The sequence below is a fragment of the Ferrovibrio terrae genome (assembly GCF_943372915.1).
Classification (GTDB): domain Bacteria; phylum Pseudomonadota; class Alphaproteobacteria; order Ferrovibrionales; family Ferrovibrionaceae; genus Ferrovibrio; species Ferrovibrio terrae_A.
Genome location: NZ_CALSAN010000019.1, coordinates 21,939 through 42,663 on the forward strand (window position 1 = coordinate 21,939; position 20,725 = coordinate 42,663).

Consider the following 20,725-nt stretch of genomic DNA (forward strand, 5'->3'; position numbering starts at 1 on the left):
TGGTTTGCGCCGCACCCTTTTCCCGCGGCACCCCTTGCAGGCTTCCGGAGGCGCTGGCATGGTCGTTTGCAATCACAGCCCGAGAACGAGAAGCAGACGCCTTGCCATGAGCGCGCTCACCAGCCAACTCGATACCCGTTCGGCCGCCTTCCGCGACAATGCCGCCCAGATGCAAAGCCTGGTCGATGACCTGAAAGCCAGGGTCAAGCAGATCAAGCAGGGCGGTGGCGACAAGGCGCGCGAGAAGCATCTTTCACGCGGCAAGCTGCTGCCGCGCGACCGCGTGCGCACGCTGCTCGATCCCGGCTCGCCCTTCCTGGAGCTGAGCCAGTTCGCGGCTTACGACATGTATGGCGGTGATATCGCTGCGGCAGGGGTGATCACCGGCATCGGCCGGGTGATGGGGCGCGAATGCGTCATCGTCTGCAACGATGCCACCGTGAAGGGCGGCACCTATTTCCCGATGACGGTGAAGAAGCATCTGCGGGCGCAGGAGATCGCGCTGCAGAACCGGCTGCCCTGCCTGTATCTGGTCGATTCCGGCGGCGCCAACCTGCCGACCTGGGACGAGGTTTTCCCCGACCGCGAGCATTTCGGCCGAATCTTTTACAATCAGGCGAATATGTCGGCCGCCGGCATCCCGCAGATCGCCGTCGTGATGGGCTCCTGCACTGCGGGCGGCGCCTATGTGCCGGCGATGTCGGACGAGTCGATCATCGTGCGCAACCAGGGCACCATCTTTCTGGCGGGCCCGCCGCTGGTGAAGGCGGCCACCGGCGAAGTGGTCTCGGCTGAGGACCTCGGCGGCGCGGATGTGCATGCGCGCACCTCGGGCGTCAGCGACCATTATGCGATGAACGATGCCCATGCGCTGGGCATCGCCCGGCGGATCGTGGGCAATCTGAACACGGTGAAGCAGGTATCGGGCGATGTGCGGGCACCGCTGCCGCCGCGCTTCGATCCGGCTGAACTCTATGGCGTGATCCCGAAGGACGGGCGCATTCCCTTTGACGTGCGCGAGATCATTGCCCGCATCGTCGATGATTCCGAGCTGGACGAATTCAAGAAGCTGTATGGCAGCACGCTGGTCTGCGGTTTCGCCCGCATCCATGGCTATCCGGTCGGCATCATCGCCAACAATGGCATCCTGTTCTCGGAAAGCTCGCTGAAGGGCGCGCATTTCATCGAGCTGTGCTGCCAGCGCAATATCCCGCTGGTCTTCCTGCAGAACATCACCGGCTTCATGGTCGGCAAGAAATACGAGTCCGGCGGCATCGCGAAAGACGGCGCCAAGCTGGTGACGGCGGTGTCGACCGCGCGGGTGCCGAAATTCACCGTCATCATCGGCGGCTCCTATGGCGCCGGCAATTATGGCATGTGCGGCCGGGCCTACAGCCCGCGCCTGCTGTTCATGTGGCCCAATGCCCGCATCTCGGTGATGGGCGGCGAGCAGGCCGCCAGCGTGCTGGCTACGGTGAAGCGCGACGGCATCGAGGCCGGCGGCGGCAGCTGGTCGAAGGAGGAGGAAGAGGCCTTCAAGAATCCGATCCGCGCCCAATACGACCGCCAGGGGCATCCTTACTATGCCTCGGCGCGCCTGTGGGACGATGGCATCATCGACCCGGTTGATACCCGTACCGTGCTGGCGCTCGGCCTCAGCACCGCCCATAACGCCCCCATCGAGCCGACCAAGTTCGGCGTGTTCCGGATGTAATGCCATGAGTGACCAGATCATCCTGCTCGATATCGACGGCCGCGGCGTCGCCACCGTGACGCTGAACCGGCCGCAGGTGCATAACGCTTTCAACGACGATGTGATTCTCGGCCTGACGAAAATCTGGGACGATCTCGCCGCGCGCAAGGATGTGCGCGTCGTCGTGCTGAAAGGGGCGGGCAAGAGCTTTTCCGCCGGCGGCGATCTCGACTGGATGCGCAAGTCCGGCCAGGCGACGCCGGAGCAGAACCGCGCCAGCACCATGAACATGGCGCGCATGCTGAAAAAGCTGAATGACCTGCCGCAGGCGACGCTTGCCCTGGTGCACGGCAACTGCATGGCCGGCGGCACCGGGCTGGCTTCGGCTGCCGATATGGTGGTGGCCACCAGCGCGGCGCAGTTCGCGCTGACCGAAGTGCGCCTTGGCCTGACGCCAGCAACCATCTCGCCCTATGTGGTGGCCGCCATCGGCCCGCGTCAGGCGCGACGCTATTTCCTCACCGCAGAGCGCTTCGGTGCCGAGGATGCCTGCCGCATCGGCCTGATCCACGAGGTGGTGGCCGACGAGGGCGCGCTGGAAACCCGTGGCGTCGAGCTGATCGGCATGCTGCTGCAGGGCGCGCCGGGTGCGATCCGCGACAGCAAGATCCTGGTCGGCCGTGTCGCCGGCCGCAGTGTCGATGAAGAGCTGATGCAGTTCACCGCGCAGAATATCGCCGACCGTCGCGCCAGCGCGGAAGGCCAGGAAGGGCTGGCGGCCTTCTTCGACAAGCGCAAGCCCAATTGGGCGCAGTCATAAGAAGGGCGGCCGTATCGTGTTCCGCAAGATCCTGATTGCCAATCGTGGCGAGATCGCCTGCCGGGTCATCCGCACGGCCAAGCGCATGGGCGTTGCCACCGTGGCAGTCTATTCCGATGCCGATGCCCATGCGCGCCATGTCGCCATGGCGGATGAGGCCGTGCATATCGGTGCCGCGCCGGTGCGCGAAAGCTACCTGCTGCCCGACCGCATCATTAATGCCGCCAAGCTGACCGGCGCGCAGGCGATCCATCCGGGCTATGGTTTCCTGTCGGAGAATGCCGCTTTCGCTAGGGCCTGCGCCGAGGCCGGGCTGGTGTTCATCGGTCCGCCGCCCAAGGCCATCGAGGCGATGGGCCTGAAGGGCGCTGCCAAGGCGCTGATGGAAAAAGCCAGGGTGCCGGTGGTGCCGGGCTATCACGGCGACGACCAGTCGCCCGACCTGCTGGCCAGGGAAGCCGAGCGTATCGGCTATCCGGTGCTGATCAAGGCGGTGGCCGGCGGTGGCGGCAAGGGCATGCGCCGCGTGGACAGTGCGAAGGAATTTGCCGCAGCACTGGCCGGTGCGCAGCGCGAAGGCGCCAATGCCTTTGGCGACGACAAGGTTCTGCTGGAAAAGTATCTGGTCAAGCCGCGTCATATCGAGATCCAGGTCTTTGCCGACAGCCATGGCAATGCCGTGCATCTGTTCGAGCGCGACTGTTCGGTGCAGCGCCGCCATCAGAAGGTGCTGGAAGAGGCACCGGCGCCGGGCATGCCGCCCGAGATGCGCAAGGCGATGGGCGATGCAGCGGTGGCCGCTGCCAAGGCGATTGGCTATGTCGGTGCCGGCACGGTGGAGTTCATCGCCGATGTGTCGGATGGACTTCGGCCGGATCGTTTCTATTTCATGGAAATGAACACCCGCCTGCAGGTCGAGCATCCGGTGACCGAGATGATCACCGGCCAGGATCTCGTCGCCTGGCAGTTGGATGTCGCCGCCGGCGGCAAGCTGCCGCTGGCACAGGATCAACTGTCGATCGACGGCCATGCGGTGGAAGCCCGCATCTATGCCGAAGATCCGCAGAAGAACTTCCTGCCTTCGGTGGGCCGGCTGCATCGCCTGCGCGCGCCGGTGGAGAATGCCCATGTGCGCGTCGATACCGGCGTGCGCGAGGGTGACTCTGTTACGCCTTACTATGATCCGATGATCGCCAAGCTGATCGTCTGGGATACCGACCGCCGCTCGGCCCTGCGCCGCCTGCGGCAGGCGCTGGCGGAATACCAGATTGCCGGGGTCGCCACCAATACCGCTTTCCTGATGGCGCTGGTGGGCCACAAGGCTTTTGTCGATGGTGATCTCGATACCGGTTTCATCGAACGCTTCCGTGCCGATCTGCTGCCGCCGCCGGCACCCGCCTCGACGGTGGTGCTGGCGCTGGCCGCCCTTGCCGTGACGCTGGAACGCCGCGAGGCGGTGACGCGGCAGGCGGCGCAGAGCGGCGATCCTTGGTCGCCATGGTCGGCCGTGGATGGCTGGCGCATGAACGACCAGGGCTGGGATGAACTGGTGATGAAGGAGCGTGACAGCGACATCCTCTGCCGCATCGACTACCTCGCCGATGGTGCGCTGCGCGTGCATGGGCCCGAAGGTCATGTGACCGCACAGGGCAGCCTGGATGGTGATGGCAGCCTGGATGCGGTGATCGATGGTCGCCGCCTGCGCGCCGGCATCGTGCGGCAGGACGACGATGTGATCGTGCTGCTGCCGGGCGAGACCCATCGCCTGAGCATTGTCGATCCGCGTGCGGCTGGCGACCTGGACGAGGCTGGCAGCGGCCAGTTGACCGCACCGATGCCCGGCAAGATCGTGCAGGTGCTGGTGGACGAGGGCGCCAAGGTCGAGAAGGGCCAGGCGCTGATGATCCTGGAAGCCATGAAGATGGAGCATACGATCAGCGCACCGGCCAGAGGCGTGGTTGCCAAGGTGAATTTCCGCGCCGGTGATCAGGTGCCCGAAGGCGCCGCGCTGCTGCAGATCGAGGCGGAGGACTGACATGGCCCTGCCGACCAGAATCACCCTGTGGGAAGCCGGGCCGCGTGACGGCCTGCAGAATGAACCCGGCGTGGTGCCCACGGAAGTGAAGGTGGAACTGATCGACCGCCTGGCCGAGTGCGGCCTGACCCATATCGAGGCGACCAGCTTTGTCTCGCCGAAATGGGTGCCGCAGATGGGCGACCATGAAGCGGTGATGGCGCAGATGAAGCGCCGGTCCGGCGTGGTCTATCAGGTGCTGACGCCCAACATGAAGGGCTATGAAGGTGCACGTGCCGCCGGTGCCGAAGCGATCGGGATTTTTGCCGCCGCCAGCGAAAGCTTTTCGAAAAAGAACATCAACTGCAGCATCGACGAGAGCATCGAGCGCTTCCGTCCGGTGGTGGAAGCCGCCAAGCGCGATGGCGTGAAGGTGCGTGGTTTTGTCTCGGTCGTGGTCGGCTGCCCGTTTGAAGGTGAGATCGCACCGGCGCAGACCGCCAAGGTGACCAGGCAGCTGTACGACCTCGGCTGCGACGATATCGGGCTCGGCGACACCATCGGCGTCGGCACCCCTGGCAAGGTGAAGGCGATGATCGAGGCCTGCGCCAGACTGGTGCCGGTGGAGAAACTCGGCGGTCATTTCCACGACACCTACGGCCAGGCGCTGGCCAATACGCTGGCAGCACTGGAATGCGGCATCGCGCGGCATGATGCCTCCGTCGCCGGCCTTGGCGGCTGCCCCTATGCGCCGGGTGCGACCGGCAATGTCGCCACCGAAGATCTGGTCTACATGCTGGACGGCATGGGCATCGAAACTGGCGTCGACCTGAAGAAGCTGGTGCAGACCGCCTGGTGGATTTCCGACCGCCTTGGCCGTCCGCCCGCGTCCAGTGTGGCGCGCGCGCTCAAATCCAAGTGCCTGTGAGATGCCGGTTCATCTGCTCAAGATCGCCGTCGGTATCGAAAGCCTGGAGCATTTCCGCGAACGCATGAAGGTGCGTCGCAAGGCCGGCAAGACGTTTACGCATTACACCCGCCATATGCCCAAGCGGGCTGAAGAAGTGCTGGATGGCGGTTCGCTCTACTGGATCGTCAAGGGCGCGATTGCCGTACGCTGCCCCATCGTGCGGCTGGAAGAGGCCGTGCTGGAAAACAAGGGTCCCCATTGCGGCATCGTGATGAAGACCCAGCTGATCCCGGTGCTGCCGCTGCCGCGCCGGCCGCATCAGGGCTGGCGCTATCTCGAAGCCGAAGACGCGCCGCCCGATGTCGCCGATGCCGGCAAGGGTGCCGCTGAGCTGCCGCCGAAGCTGCTGGCCGAGTTGCGCGACCTCGGTCTGCTGTAATACCTAGCAGTCTGTTTCCTCCATCAGGTGATTCGGGATGACCGTGCAGCCCCGGCCGCGCATCATTGTCGTCGGCAACGAGAAGGGCGGCTCGGGCAAGTCGACCACGGCCATGCATATCCTGATTGCCCTGCTGACCGAGGGCGGCCGGGTTGCCGCCGTCGACCTGGACGGCAAGCAGCGCACGCTGACGCGCTACTTGGAAAACCGCCAGTCCTTCATCGACAAACACGCGCTCAAGCTGGCTATGCCCGTTCATCGCGTGATCGTCGAAAGCGACCTGCCGTTGAAGGCGGAGGCGGCCGCAGAGGAGGCGGCGCGCTTTGAGTCTGTCGTGGCCGAACTTTCGGCCGCCCATGATTTCATCCTGGTCGACTGTCCCGGCAGCGACACCAATCTGGCCCGGGTCGGCCATTCCCATGCCGATCTGCTGGTGACGCCGGTAAATGACAGCTTCATTGATGTGGATTTGCTGGCCAGCGTCGACCCCGACACGCTGAAGGTGATCAGGCCGAGCCGATATGCCGTGATGGTTTGGGAGCAGCGCAAGCAACGGCTGGCGCGCGATCGCCAGAGTGTCGACTGGGTGGTGATCCGCAACCGCCTGTCGCACCTGGATGCGCGCAACAAGCGCAATGTTGGCCATGTGCTGGAAGCGCTGGAAAAGCGCATCGGCTTCCGGTTTCTCCCGGGCCTGTCGGAACGCGTGATTTTCCGCGAACTTTTCCTCTCCGGCCTGACGCTGATGGACTTGGACCGCACCAGCCTGTCAGGCGGTGTGGCGGGATTGAACATGGCCCAGGCGGCGGCACGGCAGGAGGTGCGCGCGCTGCTGCTCGGACTCAATCTGATTACGGAAGACTGATCTGCCTTAAACGGCGGCATGCTGCAGCGCACAAAGGGAAATTTCGATTTCACAAGATGTCGAAAACACCCTGCTTTCCCTTGGAGGAAGCCCCTGATCTGTGCTTTATACAGCGTCAATTCGGGGGCTTATTCCGAACGCTGTTCTCACGGGGAGAAATCATGAAGACCACGCTATCGCTGCTGGCCGGTGCCACCCTTATCCTGACGGGCGCTGCCGCCCAGGCACAGGATTTCCCGAACAAGACCGTCACCATCGTGGTGCCGTTTGCCGCTGGCGGCCCGACCGACACGGTCGCCCGCCTGGTCGGCCAGGCGATGAGCACCACACTGAAGCAGCAGGTCATCGTTGAAAACGTTGGTGGCGCCGGCGGTACGCTGGGCGCCGGCCGCGTGGCGCGCGCCGCGCCGGATGGCTACACCGTCCTGCTGCATCATATCGGCCATGCCACCAGCGCCACGCTGTACCGCAAGCTGCCCTACGACACCATCAACGACTTCGCCCCGGTCGGTCTGGTGACCGACGTGCCGATGACGATGGTGGCGAAGAAGGATCTGCCGCCGAAGGACTTCAAGGAACTGATCGCCTATGTGCAGCAGAACAAGGACAAGGTGTCCTATGGCAATGCCGGCATCGGCGCGGCCTCGCATCTGTGCGGCCTGATGTTCATGAGCGCGCTCAAGACCCAGATGACCACGGTTGCCTACAAGGGCACCGGCCCGGCGATGAATGACCTGCTGGGCGGCCAGATCGACCTGATGTGCGACCAGACCACCAACACCACCGGTCAGATCAAGGGCGAGAAGATCAAGGCCTATGCGGTGACCACCAAGACCCGCGTGCCGTCGCTGCCCAACCTGCCGACCATGGACGAAGCCGGCATCAAGGGCTTCGAGGTCTCGATCTGGCATGGCGTGTACGCACCGAAGGGCACCCCGAAGCCGGTGATCGACAAGCTGTCGGAAGCCCTGAAGGTCGCCCTGAAGGACGAGAATGTGGTGAAGCGCTTTGCCGAGCTGGGCACCGAGCCTGTCGCGCAGAACCGCGCCACGCCGGATGCGCTGGGTGCGCATTTGAAAGCCGAGATCGCCAAGTGGGCGCCGGTCATCAAAGCAGCCGGTGAATACGCCGACTAAACGCGGCATATCTTTGGCGTAAAAGTTGGGGCGTCCGGCCTTTTGCAGGTCGGGCGCCCCTTGTACAAAGACTGCCCCGTGGTCAGGGTGACCTTGGGGCAGCCGGAGACACGGCGCAGGGGGAACAATGTCCTTTATACGCAACCCGAAAGATTTCTTTGCCGGCTTGCTGTTCATCTTGTTCGGCATCGGTTTCATCTGGTTGGCCCGCGATTACGGTTTTGGTACGGCCCGTCGCATGGGGCCGGCTTTCTTCCCGATCGTGCTGTCGGGCATCCTGATCGCCATCGGCATCCTGATTGGCGTGCGCGGCGTGGCGATGACCGAAGACCCGCCGAAGGGCTTCACCCTCAAGGGTCTTGTCCTGGTCACGCTCTCTACCCTGATCTTTGGTTTTCTGGTGCGCACCGCGGGCGTGCCGATCGCGGTTGCCTTGATGGTTGCCGTCAGCGCCATCGCCAGCCAGCGCTTCAACTGGAAGCCCACGCTGGTGCTGGCCATCGGCATGGCGATTTTCTGTGTTGTCGTGTTCGTCTACGCGCTTGGCCTACCGATGCCGGTGCGCGGGCCGTGGCTCGGCGGTTGAGGGGATTTGCGTTATGGAACTGCTTTCCAATCTTTACATTGGCCTTGAAGTCGCGCTGACCCCGCTGAATCTGCTGTACTGCCTGGGTGGCGTTTTCGTCGGTACCCTGATCGGCGTGCTGCCGGGCCTCGGTCCGACGGCCACCATTGCCATGCTGCTGCCGGTCACCTTCGGCCTGCCGCCGGTTTCGGCGCTCATCATGCTGGCCGGCATCTATTACGGCGCGCAATACGGCGGTTCGACCACCGCGATCCTGATCAACCTGCCAGGTGAATCATCCTCGGTGGTCACCGCGCTGGACGGCTATCAGATGGCGCGTCAGGGCAAGGCCGGCCTCGCTCTCTCCACGGCGGCGCTCGGCTCCTTCTTCGCCGGCACGGTGGCAACCTTCCTGCTGGCGCTGTTCGCACCGCCGCTGGCCGAAGTTGCGCTGAAATTTGGTCCGGCGGAATACTTCTCGCTGATGGTGATGGGCCTGGTCGCCTCGGTGGTGCTGGCGCATGGCTCGCTGCCCAAGGCGATCGCGATGATCCTGCTCGGCCTGCTGCTCGGCCTGGTCGGCACCGACGTCACCTCGGGCACGCCGCGCTTCACCTTCGAGATTCCGGAACTCGCCGATGGCATCAATTTCGTCATCGTCGCCATGGGCATGTTCGGCCTGGGCGAGATCATCCGCAATCTGGAGAATGAAGAGACCCGCGACGTCTTTGCTCGCAAGATCACCGGCCTGTGGCCGACCCTGAAGGATCTGAAGCAGATCGTGGCGCCGGTGCTGCGCGGCACCGCGCTGGGCTCCGCACTCGGCATCCTGCCGGGCGGTGGCGCCATGCTGGCCTCGTTTGCCGCCTATTCGCTGGAGAAGAAAGTCTCGAAGAACTCCAAGAATTTCGGCAAGGGCGCCATCGAGGGTGTTGCCGCACCGGAATCGGCCAACAATGCCGGCGCGCAGACATCGTTCATCCCGATGCTGACGCTGGGCATTCCGTCCAATCCGGTGATGGCGCTGATGATCGGCGCCATGATTATCCAGGGCATCCAGCCAGGTCCGCAGGTGATGACCGAACAGCCGACGCTGTTCTGGGGCATCATCGTCTCCATGTGGATCGGCAACTTCTTCCTGGTCGTGCTGAACCTGCCGATGATCGGCCTGTGGGTGCGCATGCTCACCGTGCCTTATCATCTGCTCTATCCGGCCATCCTGGTGTTCTGCGCCATCGGCGTGTTCTCGCTGAACAATTCCGGCTTCGACGTCTACATGATGGCCCTGTTCGGCGTGCTGGGTTACGTGCTGTCCAAGCTGGACTGCGAACCGGCACCGCTGCTGCTCGGCTTCATCCTCGGTCCGATGATGGAGGAATACCTGCGGCGCGCCATGGTGCTGTCGCGCGGCGACCCGATGGTCTTCATCGAGCGTCCGATCAGCGCCACCATGCTGGCGATGGCGGTGATCGGCCTGGTGGTGGTGCTGCTGCCCTCGATCCGCAAGAAACGCGACGAGGCCTTCACCGAAGAAGGCTGATCCGGTTATCCGGTCACCCCTGCAAACGCCGCCGGCTCATCCCGGCGGCGTTTTGCTTTCCGGCGCCGTCCGGCCTATGACCGTGCGATGGCGGGTGAGGGGATTTTGGCGCCGGGATCGGCGCCATGGCGCAGGCGCTGGAAGCCCCAGACGCCGATGCCGATGGCGATGCCGATCAGATCGGTGATCGTTTCCGGCGTGATCAGGCAGATCGCGCCGCCGAACAGCAGGATGCGCAGCGGCCAGATCAGCGGCCCGTTCAGCCAGCCTTCGGTCGAGCAGGCGAGGAAGAAGACGCCGGCACTGGCGGTGACGAACACATACAGGATCGGCAGCAACTCGCCCTGCGCCAGCAGCAGCGGGCTGACAAAGAACATGAACGGCACGATGAAGGTGGCCAGGCCCAGTTTCACCGCGATGATCGAGGTGCGCCACTGGTCGGCCTGGGCAATGGCGGCGGCGGCAAACGAGGCCAGCGCCACCGGCGGCGTGATCGAGGAGATCACGGCGTAATAGAAGATGAACATATGCGCCACGATCGGTTCGATGCCGATGCGCACCAGGCCGGGTGCCACCACCGACGCCGCCACCGCATAGGCCGCCGTGGTTGGCATGCCCATGCCAAGCACCAGCGAGATGAGCATGGCAAAGAACATGGCCAGGACCTGGTTTTCGCCGGCGACAGTGAGGATCACATGCGAAAAGCGCCCGCCGATGCCGGTGAGCGCGATGACGCCCACGATAATGCCGGCACAGGCGCAGATCGCCACCAGCTGTGCGGTTTCACGCGCAGCGTGATGCAAAGCCTCCAGCGTGGCGCTCACCCCCATGCGATGCTTGGAACTGATCCAGCTGACCACAAGGGCGCTGACAATGCCCAGAGTGCCGGCACGGAACTCGGAATAGCCCATCAGCAGCGTACCGATCAGCACGAAGATCGGCGCTAGCAGATAGATTTTCTGCAGCATGGCGCCAATCGGCGGCAGTTCGCTGCGCGGCAGGCCACGCAGGCCGTGTTTCACCGCATGCAGGTCGCAATGCACATAGCAGGCGATATAGAACAGCAGGCACGGAATCACTGCGGCCAGCGCGATCTCGGTATAAGCAATGCCGGTGATTTCAGCCATCAGGAAGGCGCCGGCGCCCATCACGGGTGGCGTGATCTGTCCGCCGGTCGAGGAGGTTGCCTCGATGGCGCCGGCCGTGGAGCGGTCATAGCCGACGCGCCGCATCATCGGGATGGTGATCATGCCGCTGGCCACCACGTTGCCCACGGCGCTGCCGCTGATGGTGCCGAACAGAACGCCGGAGAGCACGGCCACTTTCGCCGGACCGCCACGGGCCCAGCCGACTAGGGAGACCGCCAGTTCGTTCATGTAATCGCCGGCCTTCGACGCGGTGAGGAAGGCGCCGAAGGTGATGAACAGCACGATATAGGTGGAGGAGACCTGGGTGGTGACGCCGAAGATGCCCTGGTCGCTGTAGATATAGGAGAAGAAGAAGCCGAAGCCATAGCCCTTGTGATACAGGATGCCGGGCAGCCACGGGCCGATGAAGGCATAAAGGATGAACACGCCGGCAATGATCGGCAGTGCCAGGCCGGCGGTACGACGGGTCATTTCCAGGATCAGCAGCACGCCGACAAAGCCGGCTGCCACATCGCCGGGCTCGTAGAGGGCACCGGCGCGGAATTGCAGTTCGTCGATGTAATAACCGACATAGCCGGCACAGGCGATGCTGAGCAGGATGAACAGCCAGTCGTAAAGCGGGATCTGCCCGAGCGTCTTGCCGCGCAGCGGCGCATAGACGGCAAAGGCGATCACGCCGCCCCAGCCGACATGAATGGCCCGGAACAGGATGGAGTCGATCGGAAAGACATTCAGAATCAGCAGATGGAAAACCGTGAAACTGACGCAACACCAGAAGATCAGGTGCCCCTGCCAGCCCTGCAGGTTCCGCTTGTAGCCGGTGAATTCATAATTGTCGGCGGCGGAGATATCGACCATATCTCCGGCCTTGTCCTGCCCTGCGGCCATTCCGCGCCCCCGTTTTTATCTGCGCTCTGAATGGTGAAGATACAAATGCCGCCGTCGCAATTCCGACGGCGGCATTCAGGTGATGGTGCGATGCCGGTCTAGCTGGACGGCATGGCCTTCGGATTCAGCGCGATGCCCTTTTCCTTGTAATACTGTGCAGCACCCGGGTGGAACGGCAGGAAGCCGTTGCGCGATGCATTCTTGGCCAGGGTTTCGACAGCGGCAGCATGGCCCTTGACCATGCGGTCGTTGTTTTCCAGCACGGCCTTCACGATCTTGTAGGCGACGTCGTTGGGCAGATCCTTATGCGCGATGGCGAAGTTGTAGACGCCCAGTGTCTTCTGGTCTTCCGTCAACGACTTGTAGGTGCCCTTCGGGATCACACTGTCGCTCAGCTCCGGCATTTTCTGCTTCAGGGTGTTGAGCTGCGCATCGGTATAGGTGATGAAGCGCACCGGCCGCTGGGCTTCCAGTTCCGAATAGGCGGCGATCGGCAGTCCGGCCGCAAAGGCAAAGACATCCAGCAGGCCATCGGCCAGCTGGTTCTGCATGTCGCTGGCCTGGCCGAAGCGCCAGTTCGCCTTGATGCCCAGCGCATCGAACATCAGCGGGAAATAAGTGCCGGGCGTGCCGGCCTTGGGGCCGGCGCCAAGCGTCTTGCCGGCCATCTCGGCCACCGACTTGATGCCGGTCTTTTCCGTGGTGACGAAATGGAACGGCGTGTCATACATCGGGAAGAGGGCGCGCACATTGGTGAACTTGCGCCCCTTGGTCCATTCGCCGCTGCCTTCCCAGGCCTGCAGCGCGATGCCCATGGTGGTCATGCCCAGCTCGATATTGCCGCCATCGACCAGGATGATGTTCTGGTTCGGGCCCTGGGTCTGCTGGGTCGAGACATTGATGCCGATGGTGTCGGTCAGCAGGGTGGCAACCACGCCGCCATAGATGAAATAGGTGCCGCCGACCGAGGCGGTGCCCAGGGTGAGCGATTTCGGCTGGGCCTGCACGGCCTGTGAGACCAGCAGCGGAGCCGCCAGCAGCAGGGCGGCAGAGGCAAGTAGAGTCTTCAGTTTGGACGCGATCATTATATCTCCTCCCGAGAGATTGCCGGACTGATTGCCGCGGTTGTTGAGCGGTCTCGCCGAACTTAGGCACGCAGGATACCCATGTGCTTCGCGTCCTGACCAGCGGATTTGTGGGCGGCGCAAACGATTTACCGTCCGGTTCCGGTTTGCCGGGCTGGCAATCATGCGGGCGATGCCTATATCCTGAGTTGGATCAGTCTTCCGTGGGAGTTGAAATGGGTACCGATGGCCGAATTCCGGCCCCAGCAGCGACCCATGAGGTTGAGGCCTTTCTCCGTCAGGTGGCGCTCAGCCCGCGCACCGCGCCTGCTGCCGATGGTCGCGGCCGGCTGGTTTTCGCCATGGATGCCACCGCCAGCCGCCGCTCCACCTGGAACGAGGCGCAGCGCATCCAGGCCGAGATGTTCCGCACCACGGCCGCGCTTGGCGGCCTCGATATCCAGCTGGTGTTTTTCCGGGGTCTGGGCGAATGCCGCGCCTCGCCCTGGGTGTCGGAAGCCAATGTGATGCTGCGGCTGATGCGTCAGGTGGACTGCGTCGGCGGCCATACCCAGATCGAACGCGTGCTCAAGCATACCCTGGCCGAAGGACGCGAGCGCAAGGTCAATGCGCTGGTCTATATCGGCGACTGCATGGAAGAGAGCCCGGACGACATCGCGGTGAAAGCCGGCGAACTGGGCCTGCTCGGCGTACCGATCTTTGCTTTCCAGGAGGGCGGCGAGCCACGCGCCAAGGCCTGTTTCCAGGAAATGGCGCGGCTCACCCGCGGCGCCTATTCCAGCTTCGATGCTTCCAGTGCCGCCACCCTGCGCGAGTTGCTGTCTGCTGTTGCGGTCTATGCCGCCGGCGGCTATCGCGCGCTGGAGAATTTCGCCGCTGGATCCGGCCGCGAAGTGCGCGCCCTGATCGGGCAGATGCGGTAAGCCATGATCGCCTATCTTGCGCTGGGCGTTGTCGGCCTGATCCTGCTGCTGCTCGGTGCACGCGGTTTCGTCAAAGCCGATCCGAAATTTCTCGCCAGGGTGTTGAAGATCGGCGGCGCCGTGATCTGCGGCGGACTGGCGATCTTTTTCCTGATCCGTGGCCGCATCGATGTGGCGATGATGCTGGGTGCGGTGGCGGCATTTTCGCTGGGCTATCTGCCGCGCAGCCTGCTGCCGTTCAGCAACCTGTTCGGTGGTCGTGGTCTGGGCAGTGGCTGGCAGCGCGCCCGCACCGGGTATGCCGATCTCGATGGCAGCAATGGCAGCGGCACCGGCCAGCAGTCCACGGTCGAGACCGGCTGGTTGCGCATGCAGCTTGATCACGCCACCGGCCGCATGGATGGCGATGTGCTTCAGGGTCGCCATGCCGGGCGGCGGCTGTCGTCGCTCAGCTTTGAAGACCTGATTCTGCTGCTGCGCGACTGCCGCGCCAGCGACAACCAGGCGGCCGCCCTGCTGGAGGCCTATCTGGACCGCAGCATCGGCGAGGACTGGCGCGAGCGGGCCACGACCGGTGATGCCGGCGAGGCCGCATCGCCGGCCAGCAGCGGCGCGATGACGCGCGAACAGGCCTGGGAGGTGCTGGGCCTGCCCCCGGGCGCCAGCGATGCCGATATCCGCAGTGCCCATCGCCGCCTGATGAAGAAATTCCATCCCGACCAGGGCGGCTCCACCTTCCTGGCGGCGCAGATCAACCGCGCCAAGGATCTGCTGCTCGGCGAATAGCGCACCGGCAATCGGCCGGCACATTGCATGCTGACAATTCCGCTGTTTCGTTTGCGCGGGCGCTCGCTAGAGTGCCGGCAGGAAACCAGTATGGAATGCGAGTGATGACAGCGCAGAATGAAGCGATCGTGCAGGGCCAACTCGATGCCTATAACGCCAAGGACATCGACACCTTCATGGCCTTCTGGGCCGAGGATGCGCAGGTCTTCGCCCACCCCGACACATTGCTGGCCAATGGTGCTGCGGAGATTCGCGCCCGCCATGTGCTGCGTTTCCAGGAACCCAACCTGTTCGGCCGGCTGGTCCAGCGCATGGCGGTGGGCAACACCGTGGTCGACCGCGAAGTGGTGACGCGCATGTTTCCGGAAGGACCAGGCCGGGTGGATGTGATCGGCATCTACGAGGTGAGGGACGGCCGGATCGCCAAAGCCTGGTTCGTGATGGGCGAACCGGTGCTCGACCCCAGGGGCTGAGCAAAACGGGAAAATGGTGCCGGATGAGGGGATTGAACCCCCGACCTTCGGTTTACAAAACCGCTGCTCTACCGCTGAGCTAATCCGGCATCTACTTGATATCACTACCATTTCGCCCCGGCGCGTCCAACTGAAAATCGGAACATGGGTTGGACGCATCCAACTTTAGCGGGCAGCGCGGCGGATCGCGCACCGAATTAGAGGCAGTACCCATCCCTGTCAACCGGCCGGCCTTTGTCACTTGAGAACATTTTGAGAACATGATTTAAGGCCGGAATGCCCAGCCGGCACGACCCGCACAAGCACCTAGACAGCCTGCGTGCCTACCACGAGGCCGAGGCCGACATCGGTTTTAAATGCCTCTGCGGAGTCCGGCGCACGGCCGCGACGCGCGACGCGCTCAAAGCCTATCCCGAATACACCGACCCCAACCAGATCGCCCGGAAAATGCGCTGCAGATCATGCAAGCAGAAAACGGTAACGGCCTATCCCATCGTGCCAAGCCACCGCCTGCGCGACCGCGAGCTCTTTAAGGCGCACTGGGGTTTCGGTCAGGGCTGGAAGGATTGACCAATGAAAACGGCCGCCCGAAGGCGACCGTTTCGCAGGTCCACGAGGACGGCGCTGAGGGCGCTATTCGGCCTCGTGCTGCGTCCGCCCGCGCAGGATCGCCTGGCAGGCCGAAAGCATCGTCTCGCGCTCGGCTATTCCGGCTCGGAGATCGAAATAAGCCTGTCGAGCGTCGGCAGTAAGCTCGGCAGGGCGCGCATGATCCAAGCCGGCGGCGGCGGCGGCTCCGGGCTGACAGTGATCGGCCGGGCGGGTGGCGTACTGCAGCCGGCGACGGCCGGCAGCAACATCGTTGCGAAGGCGATCAACTTCAGTGCGCGCATCGGTCAGTTCCTTGGTCTTGGCGTTGTCGATATCGGCATAGCGCGCCTGTTCCGCCACCAGACGGCGCAGGGCGAGTTTCTGCGCCTCGGCATGGGCGTCGGCCTGCGCGGCATCCATGGCCGCCAGGCGGGCCTCGTAGCGCCATCCCTGCGCCTTCCAGCCGGCAAAGAAGATTCCGGCGGCGAGCAGCAGGCAGGCGAGCGGCTTCCAGTACTTCGCAAGGAACGGGATCAGCGCTGGCATAGCTGGTATTCCTGTTGCCGGCGGGTCCACAGGCCCGCGCAAACCGTGTTGCCCTTGGCCGAGCAGTCGAACCCGGCCATGTAGCGCCAGCGCAGGAACTCGCCGCAAGCCGAGGCGTCGCCGGCATTCAGCTTGCGGCGTAACCTCGAGTCCGAGAACTTGGCCGCGCCGAAGTTGTAGACGAACGACGCCACGGCCGCGCGCCGGGGGTCCGACATCGGCACGCTGACCAGGCCGTCGACCTCGGCGAATGTCTGCGCCAGGTCGGCAGCGAACAGCCTGTCGCATTCATCGACCGTGGCACGCATCCCCGGCTTGACGCCCTTGGTATGGCCCCGGCAGATCGTCCAAACCTTTGCGCCATCCTGATAGGCCTGCAACTCCAAGCCCTCGTGAACGTCGATGAAGGTGGCGGCTATCGCCATCGCACCGCTGCCGGCGAGTGCGGCAACGACGCGCGGCGGGAGACGTGGCACAGCCATTAGCCGCGCACCTTGCGACGGAACCGCTTGCGCTGCGGATCGCGCCACCACTTGTCGCGCACGAGGAAAAACGCCTGCAGCGCGATATAGGCCACGGTCGACCACGCCGCGATATTCGACGCGGTGAGCTCGGTCAGACTATAGGCCGCGCCGGCAACGGCCGGAGCCGCCTTGAACGCCTGCGTCTTGATTTCGTCGTGGATCACAGCCACCCCCTTAAGCATATTTCCAGTGCAGATCAGCGCGCAGCCAGTCGAGATAGAAAGCACCGCTGGCATTCCAGTTTGCGTCGGTCGTGCCGACAGCCATGCCGGTCGCAACCGGATAGTTGGGGAACGACGTGTCGTTACCGAACTGCGGGCTGTCGACATTAAGTTGCAGGTAATTACCCCACTGCCGGCGCGACGAACGCGCGCGGTCGAGCAGCATCCATGCCGATGTCGTGCTGACGCATTTGCAAAGCCAGAACATCGGATCGAAGTCGGTCAGCACGCGGCGAGCAGGCGCGGTGCCGCCAGTGCCCCGGCCGTAGCCGATATGCTGCAGGCCCGGCACGTTCCAGAACAGATAGATGATGCCGGCGACGTTATCGCCGAAGATGAATGAAGGGCTGGCGATGATTTGCGAAGCGGAATGCGCGCCCCAGACATTGGCGCTTGTGGTGATGCCGATATTCTGATTGAGCGAGATATACTCGTTGTTCGCCATCCCCTTGACCCAGCAAACCCAACTGCCGATGCCGAGGGATTTTGCCCAGATCATGTCGGGCGCGCGGTTGCCATTCGGGCCGCCGGAATGCGCGGCCACCGCCACGGGTGCCGCGCCGGTAAACGTGCCGGCCGGAACGGCGACCATCTGGCAGCCGTATTCCGGCCGCATCCGCAGCGCCAAGGCAATCGACTGGTTTGCGCCGGCATTCAGGCTGCCATGGCTACCGACTGTGAAGCCCGTCGACGTGAAAGCGGTCAGGCCAGCGAGCGAAGCCTGCGCGTTGTTCAAGCCGGCATAGAGCACATTCCCGGCACCGCGCACGGTATCATAAACCTGCGCGTAATAGGTCTGCGTATAGTTGCGCGCGATCACAAGCGTCGGCTCGGTCGTGGCATCCCACGGCAGCGGGACATTTGTCGTGCCGTTGTTGCCAGTCCAGGTCGGAATTGCCGTTACGTTTGTTGGCCGCTTCACTGCCGGCGATGGCGCGTTATAGGCATTCAGCGGCTTCGCGCCGGCAATAGGATATTGGAATGGCGCTTGACCGCAATTCATGACGCCGCCGGCCGTCGCCTGGCCGATAGCGAAACTCAGATCCTCGGGCAGGCCAGAGAAGGCCACACCCTGCGACACGCCGTTCTTGCAGAAGGTCAGCGTATGAGCATTGCTGTCGACGACAATGCCGATGAAATCAGCAGCGCCCCATGCCGCGCCATAGGCCGGCGCGGAGGCGTTGTTATATTTCGTGCCGTTGCCATGGTACGACCAGCCATAGGCATTGTTGCCGAGGTAGTTTGCAGCATCGACGCGGTTCGTGCAGACGCCCGGCATTTCGGTCGAGCCGCCGCCCTTCCATTCCGCTTGCCACACACCGGAGTTCGGCAGCGGCGCGGTGACGCGCGTAAGGTTCGCAGAGGATACGGACTGCCCGGCATTCGATACGGTGCCAGCCGACGACAACGGATCAAGGCGCGGATAGGTCGATTTGGTCGGCCCCAGCGTGCCGAGGTCGCTGGTGATCGCATCGGCGACATTCGCCCAGCCGCTCAAGGTCCAGTGGTTGCCGTTCCACTTGTCGTGACCGAGCGTGGTCAGCGAGGCATCGTTCGAGAAATCGAGATAGAAGCTGTTGCCCGCCCCGACAGGACCGCTGTAAGCGCGCGGGATATAGCCGTTCGTCTGCGCGCTGTAGCGGAGAACCGCAGTCGGAGCGACCAGAGTGTTGTCAACGAAAATGACGTATTCGAGCAGGCCCTCAAGCCAGTAGCCCGCGACTTGGTTGAATGTGCCAATGTAATGAGTGTTCGCGGCATTCCAGATGCTATCGACATTCAGGCCGAGAGCATCGAAGCCAGTCTGCCTGGCGTTCCGAAAATACTTGAGACGATCAGCAGCCGTCGCATTGGCGCTATCCCACTGGATGCAATGATGCTCGGTCGCGGCGAACTCAAGGTCGATTTCAGCCGCGCGGTAATCGGTGCCGTTGTTGTAAATCGTCGGCTTATTCAGATGAGCCGCTGCGGCCGTAAAATAAAAACCAAAGCCGGCGCTGCCGCCGGCATTTACCACCGTGGGATATTGGGTACTTGAAACTGCGATCTTTGTGCGGCGCAAACCAAAGAGAAGCGTCCACTTTTTCAGCGCGCCAGCGGAACCGACGTTGCGCGTCAGGTAGTGAGAGCCCTTTAAGACGATGCCGTGCTTACGCTGAAAGATCGGCAGGCCGCGCGCTGCCGGCGAGGACAGCAGATGCGTCATTATCGCACCCGCGCCTTGAGCGTCGCGATAAGGCCGCTGCCTGGCGTGGTGCTGCCGACCTGCGTAACCTTGAACTGGATACGGTCGCCGGCCGCACCCTGCGTCGTGCTCAGCGTGCCGGCAGTGATCGCCGTTGCGCCAGCCGCCACCTGCGGCTTGACGGAAAAGATGGTCACCCCGTTGAGCTCGATGTCGAAGATGAGCGCCGCGCCGGCCGGCGCACTCGCCAGCTTGCCGGCGAAGCCTTCGAACGTGACATCGCGGCCGAGCGCCATCGGCGGGAACGCCTTGACCTCGCAGGTTTCCGCCGTACCGTCCGCGTCATAGCCAGCGACAAACGGCAGATCATAGGCCTTCATCTCGGCTTTCGCTTCGCCGATGCCGACCGTATTCGTGCCGGGCTTATTGAAGATGCGGAACAGCCAGTCGTCGGTGCCGGTGTTGTCGTCGGCGTCAAGCTGGCCATGCACGACGGATTGCACCACGGCCGACGCCAGGCCGTTCACGGTGTCGCCGGCATGGGGCTGGAACGTGACGGGATAAGCCTCGGACATGACAGACCAGCCCAGCTTGTAAGGCTCGGCCGACGGGCCAATCTGCGGCATCTGGCAGGTGATCGCGCCCGCCAGATTTTCGAACACATAGAACGCACCATTCTGCGCGGCAATCGGGCTGTCGCCTGGCAGTACGCGAATGATGGGATCGAAGCCGACCGCCGCCGCAAAGGCCTCGGCCTGAGCCGCCGCAGCCTGCGCCGCAATGCGGTGCAAGTCGGCGTCGGCCGCGTCGGCCGCAGCCTCGCCAGCCTTGGTCGTGGCAATACCTGCCTGCGTCGTGGCGATACCGGCCTGCTCGGTCGCGCCGGAAATACCGGCCTCAAGCTGGCCGAGCGATAGCGTGGACACCTGCGGCTTGCCATCATCGTCGAAGCCGAGCACGCGGTTCGCGCGCGCCGCGACCGGCGGGACGATCATCGGCAGGCTTGGCGGATCGGTTTCAGATGCGGTCAGCGCCCGGCCGGTAATTTCGGCAAGGTTCTGAATGAGCATGGTTAGGCGGTTGAAATCGTCCTGCACCACGGCATCGACATGGTTGCCCTCGCGCACGAGGTCCATTTTCCGCATGATGGTGATAAGCGTTCCGGTGACAGGCGATACGCCGAAATGCACCGTGCCGCTTTCCGCCGAACCGTCGCCCGTGATGTAGAAGCCATCGGCCGGCGCGACATTCAGATAGACAACGATGTCCTCGGCCGACAGGAACGGAAAGGTGAAATCGTAATCGACCCGGCCTGCACCGGTCGCAAGATACTGCTCGCGGGGGACGATGGCAGGAACCGGTACGTCAGGCAT

General features: G+C 63.6%; 20 protein-coding genes and 1 tRNA gene. 13 read left to right on the top strand and 8 right to left on the bottom strand.

The window, feature by feature from the left end:
* The first annotated feature begins 106 nt into the window (after positions 1–106).
* The 9 genes from AAG821_RS13970 (at position 107) to AAG821_RS14010 (ending at position 9,982) form a co-directional block, all read left to right on the top strand.
* Positions 107–1,714 (top strand): carboxyl transferase domain-containing protein, encoded by a 1,608-nt coding sequence (locus AAG821_RS13970; RefSeq protein ID WP_341915584.1) that lies wholly within the window; start codon positions 107–109, stop codon positions 1,712–1,714.
* Positions 1,715–1,718: 4 nt separating this feature from the next.
* A complete protein-coding gene (locus AAG821_RS13975) occupies positions 1,719–2,513 on the top strand; it encodes an enoyl-CoA hydratase/isomerase family protein (RefSeq protein ID WP_341915582.1) in 795 nt (264 codons plus the stop codon).
* Positions 2,514–2,529: 16 nt separating this feature from the next.
* A complete protein-coding gene (locus AAG821_RS13980; protein WP_341915581.1) occupies positions 2,530–4,548 on the top strand; it encodes an acetyl/propionyl/methylcrotonyl-CoA carboxylase subunit alpha in 2,019 nt (672 codons plus the stop codon).
* A 1-nt stretch (position 4,549) separates the two neighbouring features.
* The gene (locus tag AAG821_RS13985; RefSeq protein WP_341915580.1) at positions 4,550–5,455 is read left to right on the top strand and encodes a hydroxymethylglutaryl-CoA lyase; all 906 of its coding nucleotides are present in this window, start codon (positions 4,550–4,552) and stop codon (positions 5,453–5,455) included.
* Between the two features lies 1 nt (position 5,456).
* Positions 5,457–5,876: a DUF1489 domain-containing protein gene (locus AAG821_RS13990; RefSeq protein ID WP_341915578.1), complete on the top strand. Its 420-nt coding sequence runs from the start codon at positions 5,457–5,459 to the stop codon at positions 5,874–5,876.
* Between the two features lie 37 nt (positions 5,877–5,913).
* A complete protein-coding gene (locus AAG821_RS13995) occupies positions 5,914–6,741 on the top strand; it encodes a division plane positioning ATPase MipZ (protein ID WP_341915577.1) in 828 nt (275 codons plus the stop codon).
* Between the two features lie 161 nt (positions 6,742–6,902).
* Positions 6,903–7,877, top strand: coding sequence for a tripartite tricarboxylate transporter substrate binding protein BugD (locus AAG821_RS14000; protein ID WP_341916315.1), 975 nt, complete (start codon positions 6,903–6,905; stop codon positions 7,875–7,877).
* A gap of 127 nt (positions 7,878–8,004) precedes the next feature.
* The gene (locus tag AAG821_RS14005; RefSeq protein WP_341914515.1) at positions 8,005–8,463 is read left to right on the top strand and encodes a tripartite tricarboxylate transporter TctB family protein; all 459 of its coding nucleotides are present in this window, start codon (positions 8,005–8,007) and stop codon (positions 8,461–8,463) included.
* Between the two features lie 13 nt (positions 8,464–8,476).
* Positions 8,477–9,982: a tripartite tricarboxylate transporter permease gene (locus tag AAG821_RS14010; protein ID WP_341914517.1), complete on the top strand. Its 1,506-nt coding sequence runs from the start codon at positions 8,477–8,479 to the stop codon at positions 9,980–9,982.
* 74 nt (positions 9,983–10,056) lie between these two features.
* Here AAG821_RS14010 and AAG821_RS14015 read toward each other — a convergent pair whose 3' ends face one another.
* Positions 10,057–12,018, bottom strand: a complete 1,962-nt coding sequence (locus tag AAG821_RS14015; protein WP_341914519.1) for a TRAP transporter permease — start codon at positions 12,016–12,018, stop codon at positions 10,057–10,059.
* Between the two features lie 98 nt (positions 12,019–12,116).
* On the bottom strand, positions 12,117–13,103 hold the full coding sequence (locus tag AAG821_RS14020) for a TAXI family TRAP transporter solute-binding subunit (RefSeq protein WP_341914520.1): 987 nt from the start codon (positions 13,101–13,103) through the stop codon (positions 12,117–12,119).
* Positions 13,104–13,318: 215 nt separating this feature from the next.
* On the opposite strand from AAG821_RS14020, the gene AAG821_RS14025 reads away from it, so the two are divergent.
* The 3 genes from AAG821_RS14025 to AAG821_RS14035 all read left to right on the top strand — a co-directional run bounded on the left by AAG821_RS14025 (position 13,319) and on the right by AAG821_RS14035 (position 15,285).
* Positions 13,319–14,026: a VWA domain-containing protein gene (locus AAG821_RS14025; RefSeq protein ID WP_341914521.1), complete on the top strand. Its 708-nt coding sequence runs from the start codon at positions 13,319–13,321 to the stop codon at positions 14,024–14,026.
* 3 nt (positions 14,027–14,029) lie between these two features.
* A complete protein-coding gene (locus AAG821_RS14030; protein ID WP_341914522.1) occupies positions 14,030–14,812 on the top strand; it encodes a DnaJ domain-containing protein in 783 nt (260 codons plus the stop codon).
* 104 nt (positions 14,813–14,916) lie between these two features.
* Entirely contained in the window at positions 14,917–15,285 is a 369-nt protein-coding gene (locus AAG821_RS14035) for a nuclear transport factor 2 family protein (protein WP_341914523.1), read from the top strand.
* Between the two features lie 14 nt (positions 15,286–15,299).
* On the opposite strand, the gene AAG821_RS14040 is transcribed toward AAG821_RS14035, so the two are convergent.
* Positions 15,300–15,374: transfer RNA gene (locus tag AAG821_RS14040), tRNA-Thr, on the bottom strand.
* A gap of 187 nt (positions 15,375–15,561) precedes the next feature.
* Here AAG821_RS14040 and AAG821_RS14045 point away from each other — a divergent pair.
* A complete protein-coding gene (locus tag AAG821_RS14045; RefSeq protein WP_341914525.1) occupies positions 15,562–15,855 on the top strand; it encodes a hypothetical protein in 294 nt (97 codons plus the stop codon).
* A gap of 63 nt (positions 15,856–15,918) precedes the next feature.
* Here the strand turns inward: AAG821_RS14045 and AAG821_RS14050 are convergent, their stop codons facing one another.
* From AAG821_RS14050 to AAG821_RS14070, 5 genes are read right to left on the bottom strand one after another with little or no spacing between them, the layout of a single operon-like run.
* Positions 15,919–16,422: a lysis system i-spanin subunit Rz gene (locus AAG821_RS14050; protein ID WP_341914527.1), complete on the bottom strand. Its 504-nt coding sequence runs from the start codon at positions 16,420–16,422 to the stop codon at positions 15,919–15,921.
* Positions 16,410–16,904, bottom strand: a complete 495-nt coding sequence (locus AAG821_RS14055; protein ID WP_341916317.1) for a lysozyme — start codon at positions 16,902–16,904, stop codon at positions 16,410–16,412. The genes AAG821_RS14050 and AAG821_RS14055 overlap by 13 nt, the downstream gene beginning before the upstream one ends.
* Positions 16,904–17,110, bottom strand: coding sequence for a hypothetical protein (locus AAG821_RS14060; protein ID WP_341914531.1), 207 nt, complete (start codon positions 17,108–17,110; stop codon positions 16,904–16,906). Before AAG821_RS14060 ends, AAG821_RS14055 begins: the two co-directional genes overlap by 1 nt.
* 10 nt (positions 17,111–17,120) lie before the next feature.
* Positions 17,121–19,373, bottom strand: coding sequence for an SPRY domain-containing protein (locus AAG821_RS14065; protein WP_341914533.1), 2,253 nt, complete (start codon positions 19,371–19,373; stop codon positions 17,121–17,123).
* Positions 19,373–20,725 carry a hypothetical protein gene (locus tag AAG821_RS14070; RefSeq protein ID WP_341914535.1) on the bottom strand — a complete coding sequence of 451 codons (1,353 nt, stop codon included), beginning with the start codon at positions 20,723–20,725 and terminating at the stop codon, positions 19,373–19,375. The genes AAG821_RS14065 and AAG821_RS14070 overlap by 1 nt, the downstream gene beginning before the upstream one ends.

Excerpts from the sequence above, each read along its gene's own strand:
- AAG821_RS13970 (WP_341915584.1), top strand. The coding sequence starts at position 107 with ATGAGCGCGCTCACCAGCCAACTCGATACCCGTTCGGCCGCCTTCCGC.
- AAG821_RS13975 (WP_341915582.1), top strand. The coding sequence starts at position 1,719 with ATGAGTGACCAGATCATCCTGCTCGATATCGACGGCCGCGGCGTCGCC.
- AAG821_RS13985 (WP_341915580.1), top strand. The coding sequence starts at position 4,550 with ATGGCCCTGCCGACCAGAATCACCCTGTGGGAAGCCGGGCCGCGTGAC.
- AAG821_RS13990 (WP_341915578.1), top strand. The coding sequence starts at position 5,457 with ATGCCGGTTCATCTGCTCAAGATCGCCGTCGGTATCGAAAGCCTGGAG.
- AAG821_RS13995 (WP_341915577.1), top strand. The coding sequence starts at position 5,914 with ATGACCGTGCAGCCCCGGCCGCGCATCATTGTCGTCGGCAACGAGAAG.
- AAG821_RS14000 (WP_341916315.1), top strand. The coding sequence starts at position 6,903 with ATGAAGACCACGCTATCGCTGCTGGCCGGTGCCACCCTTATCCTGACG.
- AAG821_RS14005 (WP_341914515.1), top strand. The coding sequence starts at position 8,005 with ATGTCCTTTATACGCAACCCGAAAGATTTCTTTGCCGGCTTGCTGTTC.
- AAG821_RS14010 (WP_341914517.1), top strand. The coding sequence starts at position 8,477 with ATGGAACTGCTTTCCAATCTTTACATTGGCCTTGAAGTCGCGCTGACC.
- AAG821_RS14015 (WP_341914519.1), bottom strand. The coding sequence starts at position 12,018 with ATGGCCGCAGGGCAGGACAAGGCCGGAGATATGGTCGATATCTCCGCC.
- AAG821_RS14020 (WP_341914520.1), bottom strand. The coding sequence starts at position 13,103 with ATGATCGCGTCCAAACTGAAGACTCTACTTGCCTCTGCCGCCCTGCTG.
- AAG821_RS14025 (WP_341914521.1), top strand. The coding sequence starts at position 13,319 with ATGGGTACCGATGGCCGAATTCCGGCCCCAGCAGCGACCCATGAGGTT.
- AAG821_RS14030 (WP_341914522.1), top strand. The coding sequence starts at position 14,030 with ATGATCGCCTATCTTGCGCTGGGCGTTGTCGGCCTGATCCTGCTGCTG.
- AAG821_RS14035 (WP_341914523.1), top strand. The coding sequence starts at position 14,917 with ATGACAGCGCAGAATGAAGCGATCGTGCAGGGCCAACTCGATGCCTAT.
- AAG821_RS14045 (WP_341914525.1), top strand. The coding sequence starts at position 15,562 with ATGCCCAGCCGGCACGACCCGCACAAGCACCTAGACAGCCTGCGTGCC.
- AAG821_RS14050 (WP_341914527.1), bottom strand. The coding sequence starts at position 16,422 with ATGCCAGCGCTGATCCCGTTCCTTGCGAAGTACTGGAAGCCGCTCGCC.
- AAG821_RS14055 (WP_341916317.1), bottom strand. The coding sequence starts at position 16,904 with ATGGCTGTGCCACGTCTCCCGCCGCGCGTCGTTGCCGCACTCGCCGGC.
- AAG821_RS14065 (WP_341914533.1), bottom strand. The coding sequence starts at position 19,373 with ATGACGCATCTGCTGTCCTCGCCGGCAGCGCGCGGCCTGCCGATCTTT.
- AAG821_RS14070 (WP_341914535.1), bottom strand. The coding sequence starts at position 20,725 with ATGCCTGACGTACCGGTTCCTGCCATCGTCCCCCGCGAGCAGTATCTT.